The organism is Variovorax sp. 278MFTsu5.1, assembly GCF_048305045.1.
Lineage (GTDB): Bacteria > Pseudomonadota > Gammaproteobacteria > Burkholderiales > Burkholderiaceae_C > Variovorax > Variovorax guangxiensis.
The window spans coordinates 3,277,201-3,297,361 of sequence record NZ_CP157622.1 but is presented as its reverse complement, the minus strand read 5'-3'; the positions used below and the strand labels follow the sequence as shown (position 1 = coordinate 3,297,361).

Below are 20,161 nucleotides of genomic sequence, written 5' to 3'. Positions count from 1 at the left end.
GGCCACGCAGGCAGGAAGAAGGAAGGGAGTCGCCGGATGCCGTCAGCCATCGAACTGGCCCGGGGCGATGAAAAGCTCATCGCCGCCGTCCACCGCAGCCGCCGCCTCATCAGCCGCAAGGCGCTGATGGCGGCAGCGGCCAGCGCGGTTCCCCTGCCCGGCCTGGACTGGATGGCCGACGCCGCGTTGCTCTCGCGGCTGGTGCCGCAGATCAGCGCCGAGTTCGGCCTTTCGGTCACGCAGGTCGAGAAGCTCGCGCCGCACCAGCGCGAGCGCATCCAGAAGGCCGCGACCACGGTGGGCGCGCTGCTGGTCGGCAGGCTGGTCACGCGCGACCTGCTGCTGCGCCTCGCCAGGCACGCGGGCGTGCGCCTCACGGCCAAGCAGGCGACCAAGTACGTGCCCATCGCCGGGCAGGTGGTGTCGGCCGCGCTCGGCTACGCGGCGCTGCGCGCCCTCGGCGAACAGCACATCAAGGACTGCGTCCGGGTCAGTACCACCCTCGCTCTCGCGCCGCCCGAACCGCACGCGAGCGCCTGAGCGCCTCGCCGTCGAAGAGCACCTGCGCCGCCCACGCCGCGCAGACCAGCCCGAAGCAGCCGCCGCCCGCAAAGGCCGGCCGCGCCGCGATCAGCCCGAAGGCAAGCCCCGCGAGGGACAGCAGCGCCAGCAGCACGCAAAGCGTGCGGTCGAGCCACAGGCCCGACGGCCATCGTTGACGGCGCATCGCGCGCTCATCGCTATGGCTGCTTTTTCTTCTCGGGCTGGCGGAAAGCCTCCGGCCCGGGCTTGAGCGCTTCCTCCTTCACCCGCTGCTCGTAGGCGGCCACCAGCGCGACATAGTGGCGCGACATCACGTCGGCCACCCGGCCCAGGCCGATCTTGGAGACCGTCGGCTGGGGAATTCCCGTTCTCTCTTCGATCTGCTTCTGCGTGAGGCCCATGGCCCTCAGCGCCAGAACCAACTCCCGTGGCTTCATTCTTTCCTCCCTTTTCTTACTATTCTAGAGTTTGAGAAGAATATTCGTTTGGGCTTAAATCCCCACTCGATGGACAGCATTGCCAAACGCGCCCTTGCCGCGCGCAAATTCGCCAAGATGACGCAGAAGCAGGCCGAAGCGGTCTCGGGCGTCAAGCAATCCAGCATTTCCAAGATCGAACGAGGCGACGTCACCCGCTCCATGAGCGTGCTGGCCCTGGCGCGCGCCTACCGTGCCGATCCGAACTGGCTGGACACCGGCGACGGCCCCGCCCCGTGGGACGAAGACCAGCTCCGCCAGGCCCGCGACCGGGTCAGCGAGCCGCTCGGCCCCTATCGGGTGACGCACACGCCGCCGTCCATTCCCAGCTTCAACCCGCGCACGCCCGGCACGGTGCCGCTCATCTCCTGGGCCGACGCAGCCAACTGGGACAGCCACGAGATCTCGCAGCAGCCGCACGCCGAGCGCTGGATTCCCTGCATCGCCCACCACAGCCTCCAGAGCTATGCGCTGCGCGTTCGCGGCGACAGCATGACCTCCACCAGCGGCCTGCTGAAGAGCTACCCGCCAGGCTCCATCGTGTTCGTCGATACCGCGCTGAGAAAGCCCGACGACGGTGAGCGCGTCATCGCGAAGCTCGATGACAGCGACGAGGTCACCTTCAAGGTGTTCAAGCAGGACGACGGCCGCCGCTGGCTGCTGCCGCTGAACCCGAAGCACGAGCCGGTACGCACATCCTTCACCGTGCTGGGCACCGTTGTCGGCAAGTGGGAAGACGAAGACTGAGCGAGCACCGATCGCGAGCGCGATTGACGCGTCCGGCGAAGAATGAGCCGGAAATTAGCGTGGAACAGGATTCCGTCGAGGTCAGGTTGCGTGCAGGTTCGGAAGCGATATTCATGGCTCTCCCTGTGGCCTGCATCCTCTGATCCTCCCTCCTCCAGCAGGTCACCTTCGAGCCCGCCTTCGTGCGGGCTTTTTTTTTGGGGCGTTGCTCGCCCCCAGGCTGCGCGGCACTGCGTGCCGCTTCGCCAACCCCCTACCGGGGGCAACACCTGAGGCCCGGCAAAGCCGGTTCCTCGGTGTTCCTGGCATAGGGGCAGCGGTGAGGCTTGTGCCGCGTCTCGGGGTGGTGCGTTTGGCGCCTTGCCCGTACATTTCGCGCCGTGCAGATCCTGTTTCGTCGCAACGGCCTCGCAACGCGGGGCGACGGCTACGAGACTTCGGGAAAGTCAGGCAGCCCGGGCGTTCCGGGTGTACAACCGCTGCCCCATGCAATATCAAGAAAACAATGCGTTGGAGGATCACCCCGGTTCGTCGTTGCGCGCTGCGCCTGCGCGCTCACGGCCGGGGTGGCCCGTTCAGGGTGCCGTGCTCGGCGTCGTCCTGCTGCTGGTGGGCGGCTGCGCGGTCGGGCCGGATTTCAAGACGCCCGATCTTCCCGCCGCCGCCAGCGGTGCCGACTACACCCCCGCGCCGATGCCGGCGCGCACCGCAAAGTCCGACGTGCCGGCCGGACAGGCCCAGGAACTGCTGCCGGGCCGTGACATCCCGGCCCAGTGGTGGGAGGTGTTCCGCTCCGACCAGCTCGACCGGCTGATCCGCGCCTCGCTCGAACAGAGCCCCACGCTGGCGTCCGCGCAGGCCGCGCTGCGGCAGGCCGAAGCCACCTATGACGCGAAGTCGGGCAACCTGCTGTGGCCGCAGGTCACGGCACAACTGGGCGCGCAGCGCGAGCGGGCCTCCGAGGTCAGCACGCAGGTGCCGGGCGGCCAGCTGCTCACGCTGTACAACGCATCGGTCAACGTCAGCTACAACCTCGACGTGTTCGGCGGCTCGCGCCGGCAGATCGAGGGCGCGCAGGCCGCCGTGGAAGCGCAGCGCTACCAGGTCGAGGCGACCTACCTCACGCTCACGTCGAACCTGGTCACCACCGCGATCCGCGAAGCCGCGCTGCGCGGCCAGCTGCAGGCCACGCGCGAGGTGCTGCAGGCGCAGCGCGAGCAACTGGGCGTGATCGAAAAGCAGTTCGACACCGGCGCGATCCCGAAATCGATCGTGCTGCAGCAGCGCACGCAGGTCGCGCAGACGCAGGCGGCGATCCCGCCGCTGGAGAAGTCGCTCGCGCAGACGCGCCACCAGCTCGCGGTGTTCGCGGGCCGCCTGCCGTCTGAGCAGGGCCTGCCCGAATTCGATCTCGCCAGCCTCTCGCTGCCGCAGGAGCTGCCGCTGTCGCTGCCCTCCGAGCTCGCGCGCCAGCGGCCCGACGTGCGTGCCAGTGAAGCCCAGCTGCACCAGGCCAGCGCGGCGGTCGGCGTGGCCACGGCGAACCTCTATCCGCAGATACAGCTGAGCGCCAGCTACGGCAACACCTCGCTGCGCGCGCGCGACCTGTTCACCGGGCCGACCACGCTGTGGAACATCGGCGCCGGGCTCACGCAGCCGATCTTCAACGGCGGCGCCCTGCGCGCGCAGCAGCGCGCGGCCGTCGCGGCCTACGAGTCGGCGGCGGCGCAGTACCGCAACACCGTGCTCGGCGCCTTCCAGAACGTGGCCGATGCACTGCGCGCGCTCGAACTCGACGCCGCCGCGCTGCAGACCCAGGCCACGGCCGAATCGCTCGCCAGGCAATCGCTCGACCTGTCGACCGCGCAGTTTCGCGCCGGCGCGGTGAGCTACGTGACGCTGCTGACCGCGCAGCAGGCCTGGCTGCAGACGCACACCGCGCTGGTGCAGGCGCAGGCCGCGCGCTATGCCGACACGGCCGCCCTCTTCCAGGCGCTGGGGGGCGGCTGGTGGAACCGCGGCGCGCTCGCCAATGCGGCCATCGCGCCCGGACAGCCGGCGCAATCGGCGCAATCGGCGCAATCGGCGCAATCGGCTCAACAGGCTTCCCAGGCAGCAGCGCCGCAGAACTGAGCGGCCCCGAACACTCCAAAAACTCCAAGAAAAGCCAATTTATGACCCGAAGAATGATCATCATGATCGGCTGCGTACTGCTGCTGGTCGCCGTGCTCGCGTTCGGCAAGTTCATGCAGATCCGCGCGCTGATTGCGGCCGTGCCCAAGCCGGCGCCGCAGACGGTGTCGACGGCCGAGGTGCAGAAGCTTCAGTGGCAGTCGCAGTTCACCGCGGTCGGCACGCTGAACCCGGTGCGCGGCGCCGACCTGAGCACCGAAGTGGCCGGGCTGGTGCGCACGGTGCATTTCAAGTCGGGCCAGGACGTGAAGGCCGGCACCCTGCTGGTCGAGCTCAACGCCGATTCCGACATCGCCCTGCTGCACTCGGCCGAGGCCGCCGCAGCGCAGGCCGCCACCGTGCTCAAGCGCGACCAGGCGCAGCTCGCGGTGCAGGCGGTGAGCCAGGCGCAGATCGACGCCGACACCAACGACCTGAAGGCCAAGCGCGCGCAGGTCGAGCAGCAGGCCGCGGTGGTGGCGAAGAAGTCGATCCGCGCGCCCTTCTCGGGCCGCCTGGGCATCACCACGCTGAACCCCGGCCAGTACGTGAACGCGGGCGACAAGCTCGTCACGCTGCAGACGCTGGACCCGATCTACGTCGACTTCGCCCTGCCCCAACAGCAACTCGCGGGGCTGGCGGTGGGCCAGGTGGTGAACCTGACGGTGGACACCTTTCCGGGCCAGGCCTTCAGCGGCAAGATCAACGCGATCAGCCCGAAGGTGGACGCCGCCACGCGCAACGTGCAGGTGGAGGCCACCGTCTCCAACCCGAAGCAGCAGTTGCTGCCCGGCATGTTCGCCAACGTGAAGATCGACGTGGGCGGCGTGCAGGAGCAGCTCACGCTGCCGTCCACCGCCGTGACCTACAACCCGTACGGCTCGACCGTGTACGTGGTGAAGGAGGCCGAGCCGCCCAAGGCAGGATCCGCTGGCGCCGCGGGTGCTCCCGCCCAGCCCGCCAATCCGCCGGGCGCGAAGCAGCTCGTCGCGCAGCAGGTCTTCATCGAGACCGGTCCGACGCGCGGCGACCAGATCGCCATCGTCAAGGGCCTCACGGCCGGCCAGGTGGTGGTGAGCAGCGGCCAGAACAAGCTGAAGAACGGTACGCCGGTGGTGGTGGACAACAGCGTCCAGCCCGCCAACAACCCGGCGCCGACGCCGCAGGAAAAGTGAGGTCGCCCGCATGAACTTCACGGACATCTTCATCCGCCGGCCGGTGCTGGCGATGGTGGTGAGCATGCTGATCGTGGTGCTCGGGCTGCGCGCGCTGGCCGGCCTGCCGGTCAACCAGTACCCGAAGACCGAGAACGGCGTGGTCACCATCACCACCGCCTACTACGGCGCGGACGCGGCCACGGTCGCGGGCTTCATCACGCAGCCGCTGGAGGCCGCCGTGTCGCAGGCGCAGGGCATCGACTACCTGTCGTCGTCCAGCAGCCTTGGCGTGTCGACCATCACCGCCACGCTGCGGCTGAACTACGACTCCAACCGCGCGCTGACCGAGATCAACACGCAGGTCAATTCGGTGCGCAACCAGCTGCCGCCGCAGGCGCAGCAGCCGGTGCTGACGGTGGCCACGGGCCAGACCACCGACGCGATGTACATCGGCTTCTACAGCGACACGCTGCCCAACAACAACGTCACCGACTTCCTGGTGCGGGTGGTGCAGCCCAAGCTCAACGCCATTCCGGGCGTGCAGACCGCCGAGATCCTCGGCGCGCGCACCTTCGCGCTGCGGGCCTGGCTCGACGCGCAGAAGATGGCCGCCTACGGCGTGACCGCCACCGACGTGAGCGCGGCGCTGGCCGCCAACAACTACCTCGCGGCCGTCGGCCAGAGCAAGGGCCAGATGGTGAGCGTGCCTCTGACGGCCGGCACCTCGCTGCACAGCGTGGACGAGTTCAAGCAGCTGTCGGTGAAAAGCTCCAACGGCGCGATCGTGCGGCTGCAGGACGTGGCCAACGTGACCCTGGGCTCGGAGAACTACGACTTCAACGTGGCCTTCAACGGCGTGCGCTCGGTGTTCATCGGCATCAAGGTCGCGCCCGAGGCCAACATCCTCGACGTGGCCAAGCAGGTGCGCACGGTGTTCCCCGACATCCAGTCCCAGCTGCCCACGGGCCTGACGGGCAAGATCGTCTACGACTCGACCGACTTCATCAACACCTCCATCAGCGAAGTGATCAAGACGCTGGTGGAGGCGCTGGTCATCGTGACGGTGGTGATCTACCTGTTCCTGGGCAGCCTGCGCGCGGTGGTGGTGCCGGTGATCGCAATGCCGCTGTCGCTGATCGGCACCTTCTTCATCATGCTGGCGCTGGGCTACTCGATCAACCTGCTCACGCTGCTGGCGCTGGTGCTGGCCATCGGGCTGGTGGTGGACGACGCGATCATCGTGGTGGAGAACGTCGACCGGCACATGCGAGAGGGCAAGTCGCCCATGCAGGCCTCGCTGCTCGCGGCGCGTGAACTGGGCGGGCCGATCCTTGCCATGACGGTGGTGCTGGTGGCGGTGTACGTGCCCATCGGCTTCCAGGGCGGGCTGACCGGCTCGCTCTTCACCGAGTTCGCCTTCACGCTGGCCGGCTCGGTGGTGGTGTCGGGCATCGTGGCGCTCACGCTGTCGCCGATGATGTGCTCGCGCTTCTTCAAGCCCGAGCAGGACAGCGGCAAGTTCGCGATGAAGATCGAGCACGTCTTCGAGCGCGTGCACCACCGCTACCAGCTGATATTGCGCGGCGTGCTAAAGACCTGGCCGGTGATGATCGTCATGGGCGCGATCCTGGTGGCGCTGCTGTTCGTGATGTTCAAGATGTCGAAGTCGGAGCTCGCGCCCGAGGAAGACCAAGGCATCGTGCTGTCGCAGGTGGTGGGCGCGCCCACGGCCACCATCAACCAGATGCAGACGTATGCGGACCAGATCTTCAAGATCGCGCACGACACGCCCGAGTACGCGCAGCTCTTCCAGCTGACCGGCGTGCCCAGCACCAACGCAGGCATCGCGGGCGTGCTGCTCAAGCCCTGGGACGAGCGCACGCGCAGCGCGCACGACATCCAGACCGACCTGCAGAAGCGCTGGAACGGCATCGCCGGCGCGAAGGTGGTGGCCTTCCAGTTCCCGGCGCTGCCGGGCGCCTCGGGCCTGCCGGTGCAGTTCGTCATCAAGACGACCGAGCCCTTCGAGAACCTGAATGCCCTCGCCCAGCAGATCATGGACAAGGCGCGCGCCGACGGAAAGTTCTACTACATCGACGCCGACCTGAAGATCGACCTGCCGCAGGCCTCCGTGGTGGTCGACCGCGACAAGATCGCCACGCTGGGCATCACGCAGCAGGACGTGGGCAACGCGATGGGGGCGGCGCTGGGCGGCGCCTACGTCAACTACTTCTCCATCTCGGGCCGCTCGTACAAGGTGATCCCGCAGGTGCAGCAGGTCGACCGGCTGAACCCGTCGGACGTGCTGAACTTCTACATCAAGACGCCCAGCGGCGTGGTGCCGGCCAGCACGGTGGCGAGCCTGAAGTACAGCGTGCAGCCGGAGACGGTGAACCACTTCCAGCAGCTGAACTCCGTGACCATCCAGGGCGTGCCCAGCGGCACGCAGGGCGAGACGCTGGAGTACCTGCGCGGCCTGGTGCAGCAGATGGCGCCCAGCGGCTACACGGTGGACTACTCGGGCCAGTCGCGACAGTTCGTGCAGGAGTCGGGCAACTTCGCCATCACCTTCGTGTTCGCGCTGATCATCGTGTTCCTGGCGCTGGCGGCGCAGTTCGAGAGCTTCCGCGACCCGGTGGTGATCCTGGTGTCGGTGCCGCTGGCGCTCTTCGGCGCGATGATCTTCATCTTCTGGGGCTTCGCCTCGATGAACATCTACACGCAGGTGGGCCTGGTGACGCTGATGGGCCTCATCAGCAAGCACGGAATCCTGATCGTCGAGGTGGCCAACCGCCTGCAGAAGCAGGGCCTGAGCAAGCTCGACGCCATCGTGGAAGCCGCCGGCACCCGACTGCGCCCCATCCTGATGACGACCGCCGCCATGGTCTTCGGCGTGCTGCCGCTGGTGATCGCCTCAGGCGCCGGCGCCGCGGGCCGCAAGGCGATGGGCATCGTGATCTTCAGCGGACTTTCCATCGGCACGCTGTTCACGCTCTTCGTGGTGCCGGCGATGTACCTCTTCATCGCCGCGCAGCACCAGAAGGAAGAAGGCCCGGGCGAGGAACCTGCCAGCGGTGCAACGCCGCCGGCCGCGCTGCCGGGCAGCGTGGCACCCGAGGCCTGAGCGGCTGGCTCGGGTCTTCAGTTCGGCGGCGCGGCCAGCAGCTCGAATTCCGAGAGGCTGACCGCCCCGCCCCCACCCACTCCTCCCCCGATCTCCAGCCGGTAGGTCGAATAGGCGCCCGGCGCCTTCACGACGAAGGGCCGTACCTGGCGGCGCCAGGCGAACACTTCGCCCTGGCGCGTGTCGAGCGTGGTCCAGTCGATGCCGTCGTTCGAGCCCTTCAGTGTCCAGCCGGCCGGGTCCTGCCCGGTCTTGCTGCTGGAGGTGAGCGTGTAGATCGCCACCTTGCGCGCCGTACCGGCCGTGCTGCCCTGGATCCACGCCGCGCCGGCACCACTGCTCCATTCCGTGAGCGAGGTCCGGTCGTTCAGGTTCTTCAGCCCGGTCGTATTGCTCGCGGTCGTGGAGAAGGCCGAGGTTGGCAGCAGCGACTGCAAGGGCGAAGGCCTGGCAGCGTCCTTGGTGACGGACGAAGGCGCATCGTCGTCGCCAGTGCCCCATGACGACGGGTTCGGCCCCATCTGGAACTCCAGCGTCGCGCCCTCCACCAGTTCGGCGTGCGTCAGGTAGGTGCGCGTGATGCTGGTGCCGTTGAGCTTCAGGCCCTGCACGTAGCGATTGGTGCTGCTCACGCCGGGTGCGCTGATGGTGATGGCGCGCGGCTCGCCCTTCGCGTTGGGCACCAGCACGCTCATCTTCGGAAAGTAAGGCGCGCCGATCGTGTACTCGGGCCGTCCCGTGGAGGCCGGATAGAAGCCCATGGCGCTGAGCACGTACCAGGCCGACATCTCTCCGTTGTCCTCGTCGCCCATGTAGCCGTCGCCGTTCGGCACGCCGTTCTTGTCCAAACCCGAGAAGTAGAGCTTGTCCATCACGTCGCGCAGGTACTTCTGGCCGGAGGCCGGGCTTCCGGCGTGGCTGTACATGTAGATCGTGTGGTGCACCGGCTGGTTGGAATGCTGGTACTGCCCGACGCCTGCCAGCGCGTCCACGTCGTAGGCCGACTTGATCTCGGGCTTGATGCCCGTGTGCGAGCCGTTCGGATCGGTGCCGTCGTAGCCGAGGCCGGGCCTGGTCGTGAAGAAGGCATCCAGCTTCGCCTTGAGCGCGGCGCGGCCGCCGTAGAGGTTGGCCAGGCCCCGGCCGTCCTGCGGCGTGGCGAAGGCATAGGTCCAGGCGTTGCCCTCGGTGTAGCCGTAGTACCAGGCCATCGGGTTCGGCGCGCCGCCGCCGAAGGCGCCGCCCGTGCTCTTCTGGCGGAACCAGCCGCCGGCCCAGGTGCCGGTGGAGGCGCCGTCGAAGATGTTGGCGTAGCCGGTCGCGCTGTTGGCGAAGTAGGCTGCGTCGTCGGTCTTGCCCAGCGCCTTCGCCATCTGGCTCACGCCGAAGTCGTTAAGGTAACCCTCGAGCGACCACGACACCGACTCGCCGTAGACCGTCGAGTAGCCGTAGAACGGCGTCTTCTCCATTCCCTTGCGGCCGCGGTCGCTGTTGGGGCTGTAGACGGACGCGTTCTTCAGCATCGAGTCGTAGGCTGCGTTGACGTCGAAGTTGCGCACGCCCTTCAGGTAGGCATCGGCAAGGATGATGTCGGAATTGGTGCCCACCATCATGTCGGCATAGCCCGGGCTGGCCCAGCGCGTGGTCCAGCCGCCGTCCTTGTAGCCGTTGACGAAGCCGTCGAGCATCTCGCCGGTCTGCTGCGGAAAGAGCAGCGTGTACAGCGGCCAGGTGGTGCGGTAGGTGTCCCAGAAGCCGTTGTTGACCCACAGCTTGCCGGGCCGCACCGTCATCGGGCTCACGTAGGGGTTCAGGTATGACGGCGTGCCGTCCACGTTCTCCCAGGCCGAGTTGGGGTACAGGAAGGCCCGGTACATGTTGGAGTACAGGATGGTCTTCTGGTCCTCCGTCGCGCCCTCGACCTGGATGGTGTTGAGCCTGTCGTTCCAGGCCTCCTTGGCCGCGCCCAGCACGTCGTCGAAGGACCTGGCGCCGATCTCCTGCATCAGGTTGGCCTTGGCCTGCTCCACGCTGATGAAGGAGGTGCCGACCTTCAGGCCCACCGCCTGCCTGCCCGCGGAGGCGGTGTCGAAGCGCAGCCATGTCGGGAACGAGGCCGCGCCCGAGGCCTTCACCGGTGCGTCGGCCACCGCATGGAAGTACATGCGCGGCGAGCCCTGGTCGGTGTAGCCCGAGACCGTGCCGTTGGCTGCGTCGACGTTCAGCGAACCCGGCACGCCCTTGAACACGTCGAACACCACCGCCAGCGAAGGCTGGTTCGCGGCGGCGGTGAAGCGGAAGTACGCCGCGTGGTCGGTGGGGGTGATCTCGGTGCGGGTGCCGTTGTCGAAGGTCACGCTGTAGTAGTGCGCATGCGCCACTTCGTTCCCGTGGCTGAACTTCTCGCCGCGCGAGGCCTTGTCGAGCACCGGGTTGCCAGCGCTGTCGGTCTGCGTGACCGGCATGAACTGCAGCGACTGGCGGTTGCCCATCCACGGGCTGGCCTCGTGGACCGCCGCGAAGGCGAAGATGCGGTCCAGCGGCTTGGTGTCGTTCTCGTCCTCGAAGAAGGTGTAGAAGAAGTCGTTGCCCATGTAGCCGTCATAGGGCTTGGTGTTGCTCCAGCCGGAGCTCTCGTCATCGGGGTCGATGCGGTTGACGGGCGACCACATCGTGAAGCCGAAGGGCACGGCGGTGGCCGGGAAGGTGTTGCCGCGCGAATAGCCGTCGTAGATGTAGGCGTTGGAGTGGGAGCCGCGCAGCGTGTTGACATAGTTCGCGAGGTCCTGCTTCTCGCGGGCCGGGGCGCTCCCGCTCGTGCCGCCCGTGGTGACGGTGGTAACGATGGTGTTGCCCGCGCCTGTGCTGCCGTTGCCCTCGCCTCCATTGCTTCCGGCGACCTGCTGCTGATCGCCGGGTGCTCCGCCCTGCGGCGACGGCACCGAGAAGCCCCCGCCGGAGCCGCCTCCGCACCCCCACAGTGCTGCCGCGACAACCCATGCGGCAGCCCGGGCAGCCCTGCCCGCGAACCGTGCCGGGGCGCTCACATCGCACCCGCGGAGGTTGCCTTGGTGTAGTCCGCGGCTGGTCCCGAGGGCGGCGTCAGCGACGGATCGGAAGCCCAGTCGGTGGGCGTCGTCGACAGCTTGAAGGAGAGCGTTCCGCCGTCCTTGATCCTGTCGAGCGGCAGCCACGAGCCCGCGTAGGTCGTGCCGTTGAGCTTCATCTCGCCGATGTAGCGCACGTTGTCGATGAGCGCCTGCCGGTCGGCCTCGATGCGCAGCTTCTTCCCGTTGCCCAGCCAGAGGGTCATGCCCGAGAACTGCGGCGTGGACACGGCCAGTCCGGGGGCAGAAGGAATCACCGGATACAGCCCCATCGAAGCCCACACGAACCAGCCCGAGGTCGCGCCCATGTCGTCGTTGCCAGGCAGTCCGCCCGAGCCGAGGCTGAAGTTCTTGCGAAGGATGACCGGGATGACGTACTGCGCGTATTTGGCGGAGCCGATCCAGTTGTAGGCCCACGGCGTCTGGAAGGCGGGTTCGTTGCCGATGTAGTAGTTGTCGGAACTCTCCCCGCCGTTCAGGTCCTGCCCGCTGGGCTCGGTGCCGTTGAAGGCATCGGCGGTATCGAGCGAGAACAGGCTGGCGAGCCGGTCGAGCGTGCCCTTCTGGCCCCCGAGCTTCTGCGCGAGACGGGTCCAGTCGTAGGCGAAGGTCCAGAGGTAGTTGGCTTCGGTCGATTCATGGAACACGCCGCCGGCCCAGTCGCCCGCCGCGGTCTTCGACTTCAGCGTCTTGCTCGTGTCGTCGAAGATGTTCTGCCAGTTGCCCGCGCGCCTGAACACCGTGTCGATCACGCTCTTGTCGGTGGCACGGGTGGCGGGCAGCGCATCGAGGAAGGCACCGACGGAGCGGTCGGTGGTGATGGCCTCCAGCGTTGTCGACGAGGGGTTGTCGTAGCCCCTGTCGGAGGGAATCCAGCCGAGGCTCATGTAGTCGGCCAGGCTGTCGCCGGGCTTGCCGATGGAGAACTTGTCGTTGCACTGGCCCCTGGGGTTGGTGACGGCCTGCAGCATGTACTTGCGCGCCGTATCGAGGTCGAACTTGCGCGCGCCGAAGATGTAGGAGCCGGCGACGACGTTGGGCGCATGGTCGCCGTTCATCGGCGTGGTGTCCTCGCTGCCGTCCACCCAGTGCGGGAAGGCGCCGCACTGCTGCGCGTCGGCCACCAGCGACTGCATCATGTCGCTGGCCTCGTCGGGCGCGATCATGGCGAGCAACTGGGCCTGGCTGCGGTAGGTGTCCCACATCGAGAAGCCGCTGTAGTGCGTCTTGTAGCCGGCGTCCTTGCCGTCAAGCTTGAACCTGTAGTTCGCGACGTTCTCGGTGGCCCTCGCCGGCAGCACGTTGTTGGACTGCGAGAGGTCGGCCTGCTTCATGCCGCGGTAGTCGCCGTTGACGTCGCTGTAGACGGTCGGCCCGCTGTAGACGCGGTAGAGCGCGGTGTAGAACTTCGCGAGCTGGGTGGTCGCGTCGTCCTTCTTGCCGGCATCGAGCTTGTCGAGCTCGCCGGTCCTGGCGAGGTCGAGCTGCACGACGTTGAGCCGGCTGTTCCAGTTGCTGTCGGCCGTGGCCTTGACGGTGTCGAAGGAGGCGTCGAGGTTCTCGGCCTCGAGGTTGGCCTTCGCGTTGGCTACGCTCACCGAGGAGATGCCGACCCTGAGCTGCACCGAGAGGTCGTTGTCTTTCAGGTCGAACTGCAGCTGCGCGGCCTTGCCCGAGATGGCCGAGCCGGCTTTCAGCGGCTTGTCGAAGCTCGCGTAGTAGTAGACGGGCTGCTTCCAGGTGCCGCCGCAGAATTCGTTGGCGACCGCCGTGCCCGACACCGACCTGAGATCGGCGCCCAGCGCGATGTCGGTCAGGCCGCTGTAGGGCACGCCGCTCTGGTTGGGGTTGTTGCGCGCGGAGTCGATGACGAGAAAGGCCTTGTCCTTGTCCGCGTAGCTGAACCTTGCCATGCCGGTGCGCGTGGTCGCCGTCAGCTCGCTGGTGATGCCGTTGTTGAACTTCACCCTGTAGTAGCCGGGGCTGGCCGACTGGTTGGCCTTCGTGTAGCCAAGGCCGCCCGAGGGAATGCCGCCGCCGGCGTTGTTCGGCAGGATGGCCACCGCGCCCTGCCCTCTGCAGCCCGGGCCGTTGAGATGGGTCATGCTGAAGTAGCGGATGGCGTTGTCGCCGTCGTAGTAGCCGCCGGAGCCGTAGCCCCAGGGCGAGCCGCTGCCGCGCGTGTCGGGCCCGAAGCTCACCATGCCGAAGGGCGTCTGCGCGCCGGGGTTGACGTTGCCGGAGTGGCCGCTGCCGGTGTCGGAGATCTTCGTTCCGACGAACAGGTTGACGTACTGCGTGAGCGGGATGTCGATGCGTTTTTCCTGCACCGGCACGGTCGGCGTCGACGCACCCGCATCGGGGCCAGGGCTCGTGCCCGAGGCGACGGTGCCGGGGTCGGAACCGTTCGCGGCCGGAGGAGCCGTGGCCGTCCCGCCTGCCGCCGTCGGCAGGGGCATCGAGTAGCCACCCGAACCACCGCCGCCGCAGCCCCAAAGCAGCGACGCACCGATCACGCTCGCGGCCAGGGTCCTGCCGCATGCGAGCTTCTTTTCCATGTTGTCTGTCTCCCTGGTTGTCTGTACATCGCTCACGGTCGGAGCGCCGGACGGCCGCAGTGTAGGTACGGCCGCGGCCGCGGCGGTCTTGTGATTTCCCGAACGAAACATGGCGTTGGCAGGGAAACAAATCAGCGCGCTTCCCCTTCCAGGCAAAGGCTTCGCGCGTGCAGCAGTGCCTCGACAAGGCCGCGCCGCCCACCCCAAAATGGCGCCCTTTCTCACCGCGACAGCCCATCCCAAGGAGATCCATGCCCGTAACCATCCGCGATGTGGCCGAGGCCTCCGGCGTCTCCATCAGCACCGTATCGCGCGCATTGAAGAACCAGCGCGGCCTCTCCGACGAGACGCGCCGCATGATCCGCCAGGTGGCGCGCGACATCGGCTACAACGCGGCGCGCCTGCGTGGCGCCAAGGCCAGGCAGCTGGCCTTCATGGTGCACAGGCAGCACAGCCACTTCTCGACCAACCCCTTCTTCTCCGACGTGCTGCATGGCGTGGAGGAGGCGTGCCGCAGGTTCGGCATCGTGCCCACGCTGCTGACCTGCGGGCCCACCGATCCGATACGCGAGCAGCTGCGCATGCACGAGCCCGACATGATCCTCGCGGCCGGCTACTTCGAGAGCGAGGTGCTGCAGATGGTCGCGGGGCTGGAGCTGCCGATCGCGCTCATCGACTTCTCGCAGGGCGACCTTCCCTCGGTGAACCCCGACAACGCGGTGGGCGGCTACATGGCCACGCGCCACCTGCTGGACATCGGCCGCAAGCGCGTCGCGTACATCGCGGGCTCGCTGGCGCACGTGAGCATCCTCGAGCGCGCGCAGGGCTACCGCCGCGCGCTCTTCGAGGCCGGCATCCTCGCCGACCCCGAGCTCGAAGTGGTGGCGCCCACGGGGCAACTGCACGACCTGGGCGCATCGGCCGCGATGCAGCAGCTGCTGCGGCTGCGCAGGCCGCCCGATGCGGTGTTCGCGTACAACGACGCAGCGGCGCTTGCCGCGCTGCGCACCTGCAGGCAGGCAGGCCTCTCGGTGCCGGGCGATATCGCCATCGTCGGCTTCGACGACACACTCGCCGCGGCGCAGTCCGATCCGCCCATCACCACGCTGCGCGTGGACCGCCAGGAACTCGGCCGCTTCGGTGTCGAGCTGGTGCTGCAGGGCTCCTCGATGCCCCGGCTCAACACGCTGCCCGTCGAGCTGATCGTGCGCGCGAGCACGAGCGGCTGAAGCGCTTTTCTTCCGCCACAGCAGGCTCTTCACCCCGGCGCTTTTTGCGCTGGCAACGCTGTGTTTCGTCCGGGAAATCACAAGATCGCCGCGCGAAACCCCGCTCCTACACTGCGTGCCGTCACACGTCGGGCCCCTCGGGAAGCCGGCCTTCCGACAAAGAGCGACACGGCAAACGCAGCACAACAAGAGGAGACACAGCACATGGCAGCGACCTGCATGCACGACCGGCAAATGCCTGAACGCAGGCCTCATTGCCGCATCGCCGTGCGTCACTTCTTTCGCGAACGCCCTGTGCTGTGCGCCCGCCCTGCCTGTCGCCCGATGAAGCGATAGCGCCTCCCCCGCTCCCCCTCTCCCCCTTTCCGTTCGAACGCGTCTGAACGCGAAACGCCGGCTCCCCGACCGGTGCGGGACCGCTTTTGCCCAAAGCGGCCGGACGGCCTTTTTTTCTCTTTTTTCTTTCCCGCTTCTTTCACGCCTTCACAACAACCCTGACCAAGGAGACTCCCGTGAGACCCAAGCTGAACCGAATCACCGCCGCGGCCGTCGTGCTGCTCGCCGGCCTGCACGGCCTGGCGCATGCCCAGACTGCGGAGACGCCGACGGACGCACCGCCCGAGGCGGCGGTTAAGTCCGACCCCACCAAGGACTTCGTCAAGAAGGTCAATGAGGCCACCGGCCTGGAGTTCTGGGGCTACGGCCGCGGCGGCTTCTACAGCGCCGGCAACGGCAAGCCCAAGGGCGGCTACTCGCTGGGCGGCGACCTGCAGAAGTACCGCCTGGGCAACGAGGGCGACAACTACCTGGAGTTCGGCATCGGCAAGCGCTTCGACCTGGGCGACGGCATCAAGTGGGGCGTGTTCTACATGCCCACGATCTACAACGGCAAGAGCGGCACGGCGCAGGCGTACTTCTCGCTCAGCGGCATCTTCGGCAACAGCGCCACGCTGTGGGCGGGCCAGCGCTACCACCGCGTGCAGGACGTGCACATCGTCGACAAGTGGGTGGTGGAAGACGGCGACAACTACGGCGCCGGCATCGACGACATTCCGCTGGGCGGCCTCGGGCGGCTGAACGTGGCGTTGCACACGGCCGACTCGGTCGACAACAGGAGCGGCAACCCCAACAACGCCAAGCGCATCAACGTGCAGTGGCGCGACATCCCGACCAACCCGGACGGCAAGCTCACCGTCACGGGCGGGCTGATCTCGGGCAACTTCGCCAAGGGCAAGGACGGCGGCGCGCTGGGCCTGATGCATGTGCAGAAGAACTTCCTGACGCCGGGGCTGAACAACATCTTCATCGCGCAGGCCTCCAACGGGCATTCGTCGCTCAGCGGCAAGTTCTACAACCTGGACAACAGCACGACGACCACCGGCTTCCTGCTGCCGGCGGGCATCGGCCAGTCGGACAGCTTCTTCTTCGCACCGCTGGTGGAGCGCACGGTGATCACGCCGCAGGCGGGCGCGAAGCAGCGGCGCATCCTGGACTCGATGGACTTCCAGATCGGGCGCTTCGGCGGCCAGACGCTGATCGGCTACCAGACCACGCGCCCCGACGACGGCCCCGAGACGCGCGACTTCACGCTGGGCGGGCGCGTGTCCTACGGCATCGCCAAGTACACGAAGCTGCTGGCCGAGCTGGGCACGACGCGCCGCAGCATCGACGGCCAGCCCAGGCAGACGCTGAACAAGGGCACGATCGCCGTGGCCTTCTCGCCGAACACCGACTTCTGGACCCGGCCCGAATTCCGCATCTACGCCACGCGCGCGAGCTGGAACAAGGCAGCGGCCGATGCCAACGCGGGCACTTTCGGGGCCAACGGGCGGCGCAGTGCCACCGTGTTCGGCATCCAGATGGAAGCCTGGTGGGAGTGAACCAGGCAATGGCGATCCCGCACACGCTCCTGGCGGCGCTCTTGTTGCGCTCGCAACGCTGTGTTTCGTCCGGGAAATCACAGCGCGCGGCCCCGGAGGGGCTGCCTAAACTGCCGCCGGCTCCGGCATCCAACACTGCAATGAGAAGAGACAAGCACATGAAAACCTCATCCCGATTCACCGCAGCCGCCCTCAGCCTCGCCATGGGCAGCGGTGCCGCCATGGCCCAGCAACAGCAGAGCGTGGAAGTCCTGCACTGGTGGACCTCCGGCGGCGAGGCCGGCGCGCTCAACGTGCTCAAGGGCAACCTCGAGAAACAGGGCGTCAAGTGGAACGACATGCCCGTGGCCGGCGGCAGCGGCGAGGCCGCGATGACCGCGCTGCGGGCACGCGTGACCGCGGGCAACCCGCCCACGGCCTCGCAGATGCTGGGCTTCGACATCCTCGACTGGGGCAAGCAGGGCGTGGTGGCCGACCTCAACGCGCTCGCCCAGAAAGGCGGCTGGGACAAGGTGGTGCCGCCCGCGCTGCAGAAGTTCTCGAAGTACAACGGCAAGTGGATCGCCGCGCCGGTCAACATCCATTCGACCAACTGGGTGTGGGCCAACCAGGCGGTGCTGGCCAAGGCCGGCGTGACGGCCGAGCCCAGGACATGGGACGAGTTCATCGCCGCCGCCGAGAAGGTGCAGAAGGCCGGCTTCGTCGCCATCGCCCATGGCGGCCAGCCGTGGCAGGACGCGACGCTGTTCGAGAGCGTGGCGCTCTCCACGGGCGGCATCGACTACTACCGCAAGGTCTTCATCGAGCTCGACGGCAAGACCATCGGCTCGCCCACCACCGAGAAGGTGTTCCAGCGCATGAGCCAGCTGCGCAAGCTGGTCGACAAGGACTTCTCGGGACGCGACTGGAACGTGGCCTCGGGCATGGTGATCGGCGGCAAGGCCGGCTTCCAGGTGATGGGCGACTGGGCCAAGGGCGAATTCGTCAACGCCAGGCAGGTGCCGGGCAAGGACTTCGCCTGCTTCCGCTTCCCGGGCACGCAGGGCGTGGTCACCTTCAACACCGACCAGTTCGTGATGTTCAAGATGAAGGACGCCGACAAGGAAGCCGCGCAGCAGAAGCTGGCCACCGCGATCATGGAGCCGGGCTTCCAGTCGGCCTTCAACGTGGTGAAGGGCTCGGCGCCCGCGCGCACCGACGTGCCGGACACCGCCTTCGACGCCTGCGGCAAGAAGGCCATCAAGGACGTGGCCGAGGCCAGCGCGGGCAACACGCTGGTGGGCTCGATGGCGCACGGCCACGCGGTGCCCGCGTCGATCAAGAACGCGTTCTACGACGTGATCACCCGGCACTTCAACGGCCAGCTGGACGACAGGAAGGCCGTCGCGGCACTGGTGTCGGCGGCGAAGAACTGAAGACCTCACCGACGCCTGCTGCCGCCCTTGAAATCCAACCTGCTCCCCCGGCTCCTGCTGAGCCCCAGCGCCCTGCTCGTGCTGGTCTGCGTGTACGGCTACATCATGTTCACGGTGTACCTGTCGTTCACGACGTCGACCATGCTGCCCACCGCCGAGTGGGCGGGCACGGCGAACTACGAACGCCTGCTCGGCCTGGAGAACTGGGAGGTGTCGCTGCGCAACCTCGCGGTGTTCGCCAGCCTCTACATCGTCATTGCGATGGTGCTGGGGCTGGCGCTGGCGATACTCATCGACCAGAAGATCCGCGCCGAGGGCGTGCTGCGCTCCATCTTCCTCTACCCGATGGCGCTCTCGCTCATCGTCACCGGCACGGCCTGGAAATGGCTGCTCGACCCCGGCGTGGGCCTGGAGCACACGCTGCAGAGCCTGGGCTGGAGCAGCTTCGCCTTCGGCTGGATCAAGGATGGCGACATGGCCATCTACTGCGTGGTCATCGCCGCCGTGTGGCAGACCTCCGGCTTCGTGATGGCGATGTTCCTGGCCGGCCTGCGCGGCGTGGACAGCGAACAGATCAGCGCCGCGCGCGTCGACGGCGCGCGCACCTGGCAGATCTATGCGCGCATCGTCATTCCGCAGCTGGGGCCGGTGTTCGTCTCGGCATTCGTGATCCTGGCGCACATGGCGATCAAGTCCTACGACCTGGTGATCGCGCTGACCAACGGCGGGCCCGGGCGCTCGACCTGGCTGCCTTCGGTCTTCATGTACCAGTACACCTTCGCGCGCAACGAGATGGCCGTGGGCGCGGCGAGCTCGGTGCTGATGCTGCTGGCGATCAGCGTCGTGGTGGTGCCCTATCTGCTGCGCGAGATGCGGGGAGCGAAGAACAATGGCTGAGCGGAGCCTGCGCATCGCGCTCTACGCGCTCCTGGCCGTGATGGCGCTGGTGTTCCTGATGCCGGTGTACGTGATGGTCGTCAACTCGCTGAAGCCGCTGGAGGAGATCCGCAACGGCAACCTGATGACGCTGCCGGTGGACTGGACCCTCGCGCCCTGGCGCGCCGCCTGGAGCACAGCGCAGATCGGCGTGCAGCCCACCGGGCTGAAGCCCTACTTCATCAACTCGTTCCTGCTGGTTGTGCCGGGCGTGGTGCTGTCGACGCTGATCGGCGCGGTGAACGGCTACATCCTCACGCAGTTCAGTGTGCGCGGCGCGCACCTGCTGTTCGCGGCGATGCTGTTCTCGGTGTTCATCCCGTTCCAGATCGTGCTGATCCCGATGGCCAAGACGCTGGGCCTGCTGGGCATCGCGGGCACGGTGACGGGGCTGGTGTTCGTCAACACGGTGTACGGCATCGGCTTCACCACCCTCTTCTTCCGCAACTACTACGCGGCCTTTCCGCAGGAGCTGGTGCGCTCGGCGCGCATGGACGGCGCGGGCTTCTTCGGCGTGCTGTGGCGCATCCTGCTGCCCAACAGCACGCCGATCATCGTGGTGACGGTGATCTGGCAGTTCACCAACATCTGGAACGAGTTCCTCTTCGGGGCCTCGTTCAGCGACTACAGCTCTTTCCCCATCACCGTGGCGCTGAACAACCTCGTCAACAGCTCCACGGGGGTCAAGGAATACAACGTGCACTTCGCGGGCGCCTTCATCGCGGCGCTGCCGACGCTCATCGTGTACCTGGTCTCCGGCAAGTATTTCGTGCGCGGCCTCATGGCCGGCTCGGTCAAAGGTTAGTTGGGTAGGTGA

Annotated in this window: 14 protein-coding genes; 10 read left to right on the top strand and 4 right to left on the bottom strand. The window is 67.3% G+C overall.

The window, feature by feature from the left end:
• Window positions 1–36 precede the first annotated feature (36 nt).
• A complete protein-coding gene (locus tag ABL844_RS15375; protein WP_126019457.1) occupies window positions 37–540 on the top strand; it encodes a hypothetical protein in 504 nt (167 codons plus the stop codon).
• On the opposite strand, the gene ABL844_RS15370 is transcribed toward ABL844_RS15375, so the two are convergent.
• A complete protein-coding gene (locus ABL844_RS15370) occupies window positions 491–727 on the bottom strand; it encodes a hypothetical protein (protein ID WP_184638158.1) in 237 nt (78 codons plus the stop codon). The genes ABL844_RS15375 and ABL844_RS15370 overlap by 50 nt on opposite strands.
• 13 nt (window positions 728–740) lie before the next feature.
• Window positions 741–980, bottom strand: a complete 240-nt coding sequence (locus tag ABL844_RS15365; RefSeq protein WP_126019452.1) for an XRE family transcriptional regulator — start codon at window positions 978–980, stop codon at window positions 741–743.
• 69 nt (window positions 981–1,049) lie between these two features.
• Here ABL844_RS15365 and ABL844_RS15360 point away from each other — a divergent pair, with 69 nt between their 5' ends.
• The 4 genes from ABL844_RS15360 (at window position 1,050) to ABL844_RS15345 (ending at window position 8,219) form a co-directional block, all read left to right on the top strand.
• The gene (locus tag ABL844_RS15360) at window positions 1,050–1,766 is read left to right on the top strand and encodes a helix-turn-helix domain-containing protein (protein WP_126019449.1); all 717 of its coding nucleotides are present in this window, start codon (window positions 1,050–1,052) and stop codon (window positions 1,764–1,766) included.
• Between the two features lie 486 nt (window positions 1,767–2,252).
• On the top strand, window positions 2,253–3,899 hold the full coding sequence (locus ABL844_RS15355) for an efflux transporter outer membrane subunit (protein ID WP_418131804.1): 1,647 nt from the start codon (window positions 2,253–2,255) through the stop codon (window positions 3,897–3,899).
• Between the two features lie 41 nt (window positions 3,900–3,940).
• The gene (locus ABL844_RS15350) at window positions 3,941–5,113 is read left to right on the top strand and encodes an efflux RND transporter periplasmic adaptor subunit (protein ID WP_221297481.1); all 1,173 of its coding nucleotides are present in this window, start codon (window positions 3,941–3,943) and stop codon (window positions 5,111–5,113) included.
• A gap of 10 nt (window positions 5,114–5,123) precedes the next feature.
• A complete protein-coding gene (locus ABL844_RS15345) occupies window positions 5,124–8,219 on the top strand; it encodes an efflux RND transporter permease subunit (RefSeq protein WP_418131803.1) in 3,096 nt (1,031 codons plus the stop codon).
• Window positions 8,220–8,236: 17 nt separating this feature from the next.
• Here ABL844_RS15345 and ABL844_RS15340 read toward each other — a convergent pair whose 3' ends face one another.
• The gene (locus ABL844_RS15340; protein WP_418131802.1) at window positions 8,237–11,266 is read right to left on the bottom strand and encodes a GH92 family glycosyl hydrolase; all 3,030 of its coding nucleotides are present in this window, start codon (window positions 11,264–11,266) and stop codon (window positions 8,237–8,239) included.
• Complete coding sequence (locus ABL844_RS15335; protein ID WP_418131801.1) at window positions 11,263–13,884, bottom strand: GH92 family glycosyl hydrolase; 2,622 nt, start codon at window positions 13,882–13,884, stop codon at window positions 11,263–11,265. Before ABL844_RS15335 ends, ABL844_RS15340 begins: the two co-directional genes overlap by 4 nt.
• A gap of 251 nt (window positions 13,885–14,135) precedes the next feature.
• Here ABL844_RS15335 and ABL844_RS15330 point away from each other — a divergent pair, with 251 nt between their 5' ends.
• The 5 genes from ABL844_RS15330 (at window position 14,136) to ABL844_RS15310 (ending at window position 20,149) form a co-directional block, all read left to right on the top strand.
• Complete coding sequence (locus tag ABL844_RS15330; protein WP_184638165.1) at window positions 14,136–15,113, top strand: LacI family DNA-binding transcriptional regulator; 978 nt, start codon at window positions 14,136–14,138, stop codon at window positions 15,111–15,113.
• Window positions 15,114–15,625: 512 nt separating this feature from the next.
• Complete coding sequence (locus ABL844_RS15325; RefSeq protein WP_418131800.1) at window positions 15,626–16,993, top strand: carbohydrate porin; 1,368 nt, start codon at window positions 15,626–15,628, stop codon at window positions 16,991–16,993.
• 158 nt (window positions 16,994–17,151) lie between these two features.
• Complete coding sequence (locus ABL844_RS15320; RefSeq protein WP_184638169.1) at window positions 17,152–18,408, top strand: ABC transporter substrate-binding protein; 1,257 nt, start codon at window positions 17,152–17,154, stop codon at window positions 18,406–18,408.
• A 27-nt stretch (window positions 18,409–18,435) separates the two neighbouring features.
• Window positions 18,436–19,305 carry a carbohydrate ABC transporter permease gene (locus tag ABL844_RS15315; protein ID WP_418131799.1) on the top strand — a complete coding sequence of 290 codons (870 nt, stop codon included), beginning with the start codon at window positions 18,436–18,438 and terminating at the stop codon, window positions 19,303–19,305.
• Window positions 19,298–20,149: a carbohydrate ABC transporter permease gene (locus tag ABL844_RS15310; protein WP_418131798.1), complete on the top strand. Its 852-nt coding sequence runs from the start codon at window positions 19,298–19,300 to the stop codon at window positions 20,147–20,149. Before ABL844_RS15315 ends, ABL844_RS15310 begins: the two co-directional genes overlap by 8 nt.
• Window positions 20,150–20,161 lie beyond the last annotated feature (12 nt).

Coding starts and splice junctions, on each gene's coding strand:
- ABL844_RS15345 (WP_418131803.1), top strand. CDS start 5,124: ATGAACTTCACGGACATCTTCATCCGCCGGCCGGTGCTGGCGATGGTG.
- ABL844_RS15365 (WP_126019452.1), bottom strand. CDS start 980: ATGAAGCCACGGGAGTTGGTTCTGGCGCTGAGGGCCATGGGCCTCACG.
- ABL844_RS15360 (WP_126019449.1), top strand. CDS start 1,050: ATGGACAGCATTGCCAAACGCGCCCTTGCCGCGCGCAAATTCGCCAAG.
- ABL844_RS15370 (WP_184638158.1), bottom strand. CDS start 727: ATGCGCCGTCAACGATGGCCGTCGGGCCTGTGGCTCGACCGCACGCTT.
- ABL844_RS15335 (WP_418131801.1), bottom strand. CDS start 13,884: ATGGAAAAGAAGCTCGCATGCGGCAGGACCCTGGCCGCGAGCGTGATC.
- ABL844_RS15350 (WP_221297481.1), top strand. CDS start 3,941: ATGACCCGAAGAATGATCATCATGATCGGCTGCGTACTGCTGCTGGTC.
- ABL844_RS15330 (WP_184638165.1), top strand. CDS start 14,136: ATGCCCGTAACCATCCGCGATGTGGCCGAGGCCTCCGGCGTCTCCATC.
- ABL844_RS15320 (WP_184638169.1), top strand. CDS start 17,152: ATGAAAACCTCATCCCGATTCACCGCAGCCGCCCTCAGCCTCGCCATG.
- ABL844_RS15355 (WP_418131804.1), top strand. CDS start 2,253: ATGCAATATCAAGAAAACAATGCGTTGGAGGATCACCCCGGTTCGTCG.
- ABL844_RS15310 (WP_418131798.1), top strand. CDS start 19,298: ATGGCTGAGCGGAGCCTGCGCATCGCGCTCTACGCGCTCCTGGCCGTG.
- ABL844_RS15375 (WP_126019457.1), top strand. CDS start 37: ATGCCGTCAGCCATCGAACTGGCCCGGGGCGATGAAAAGCTCATCGCC.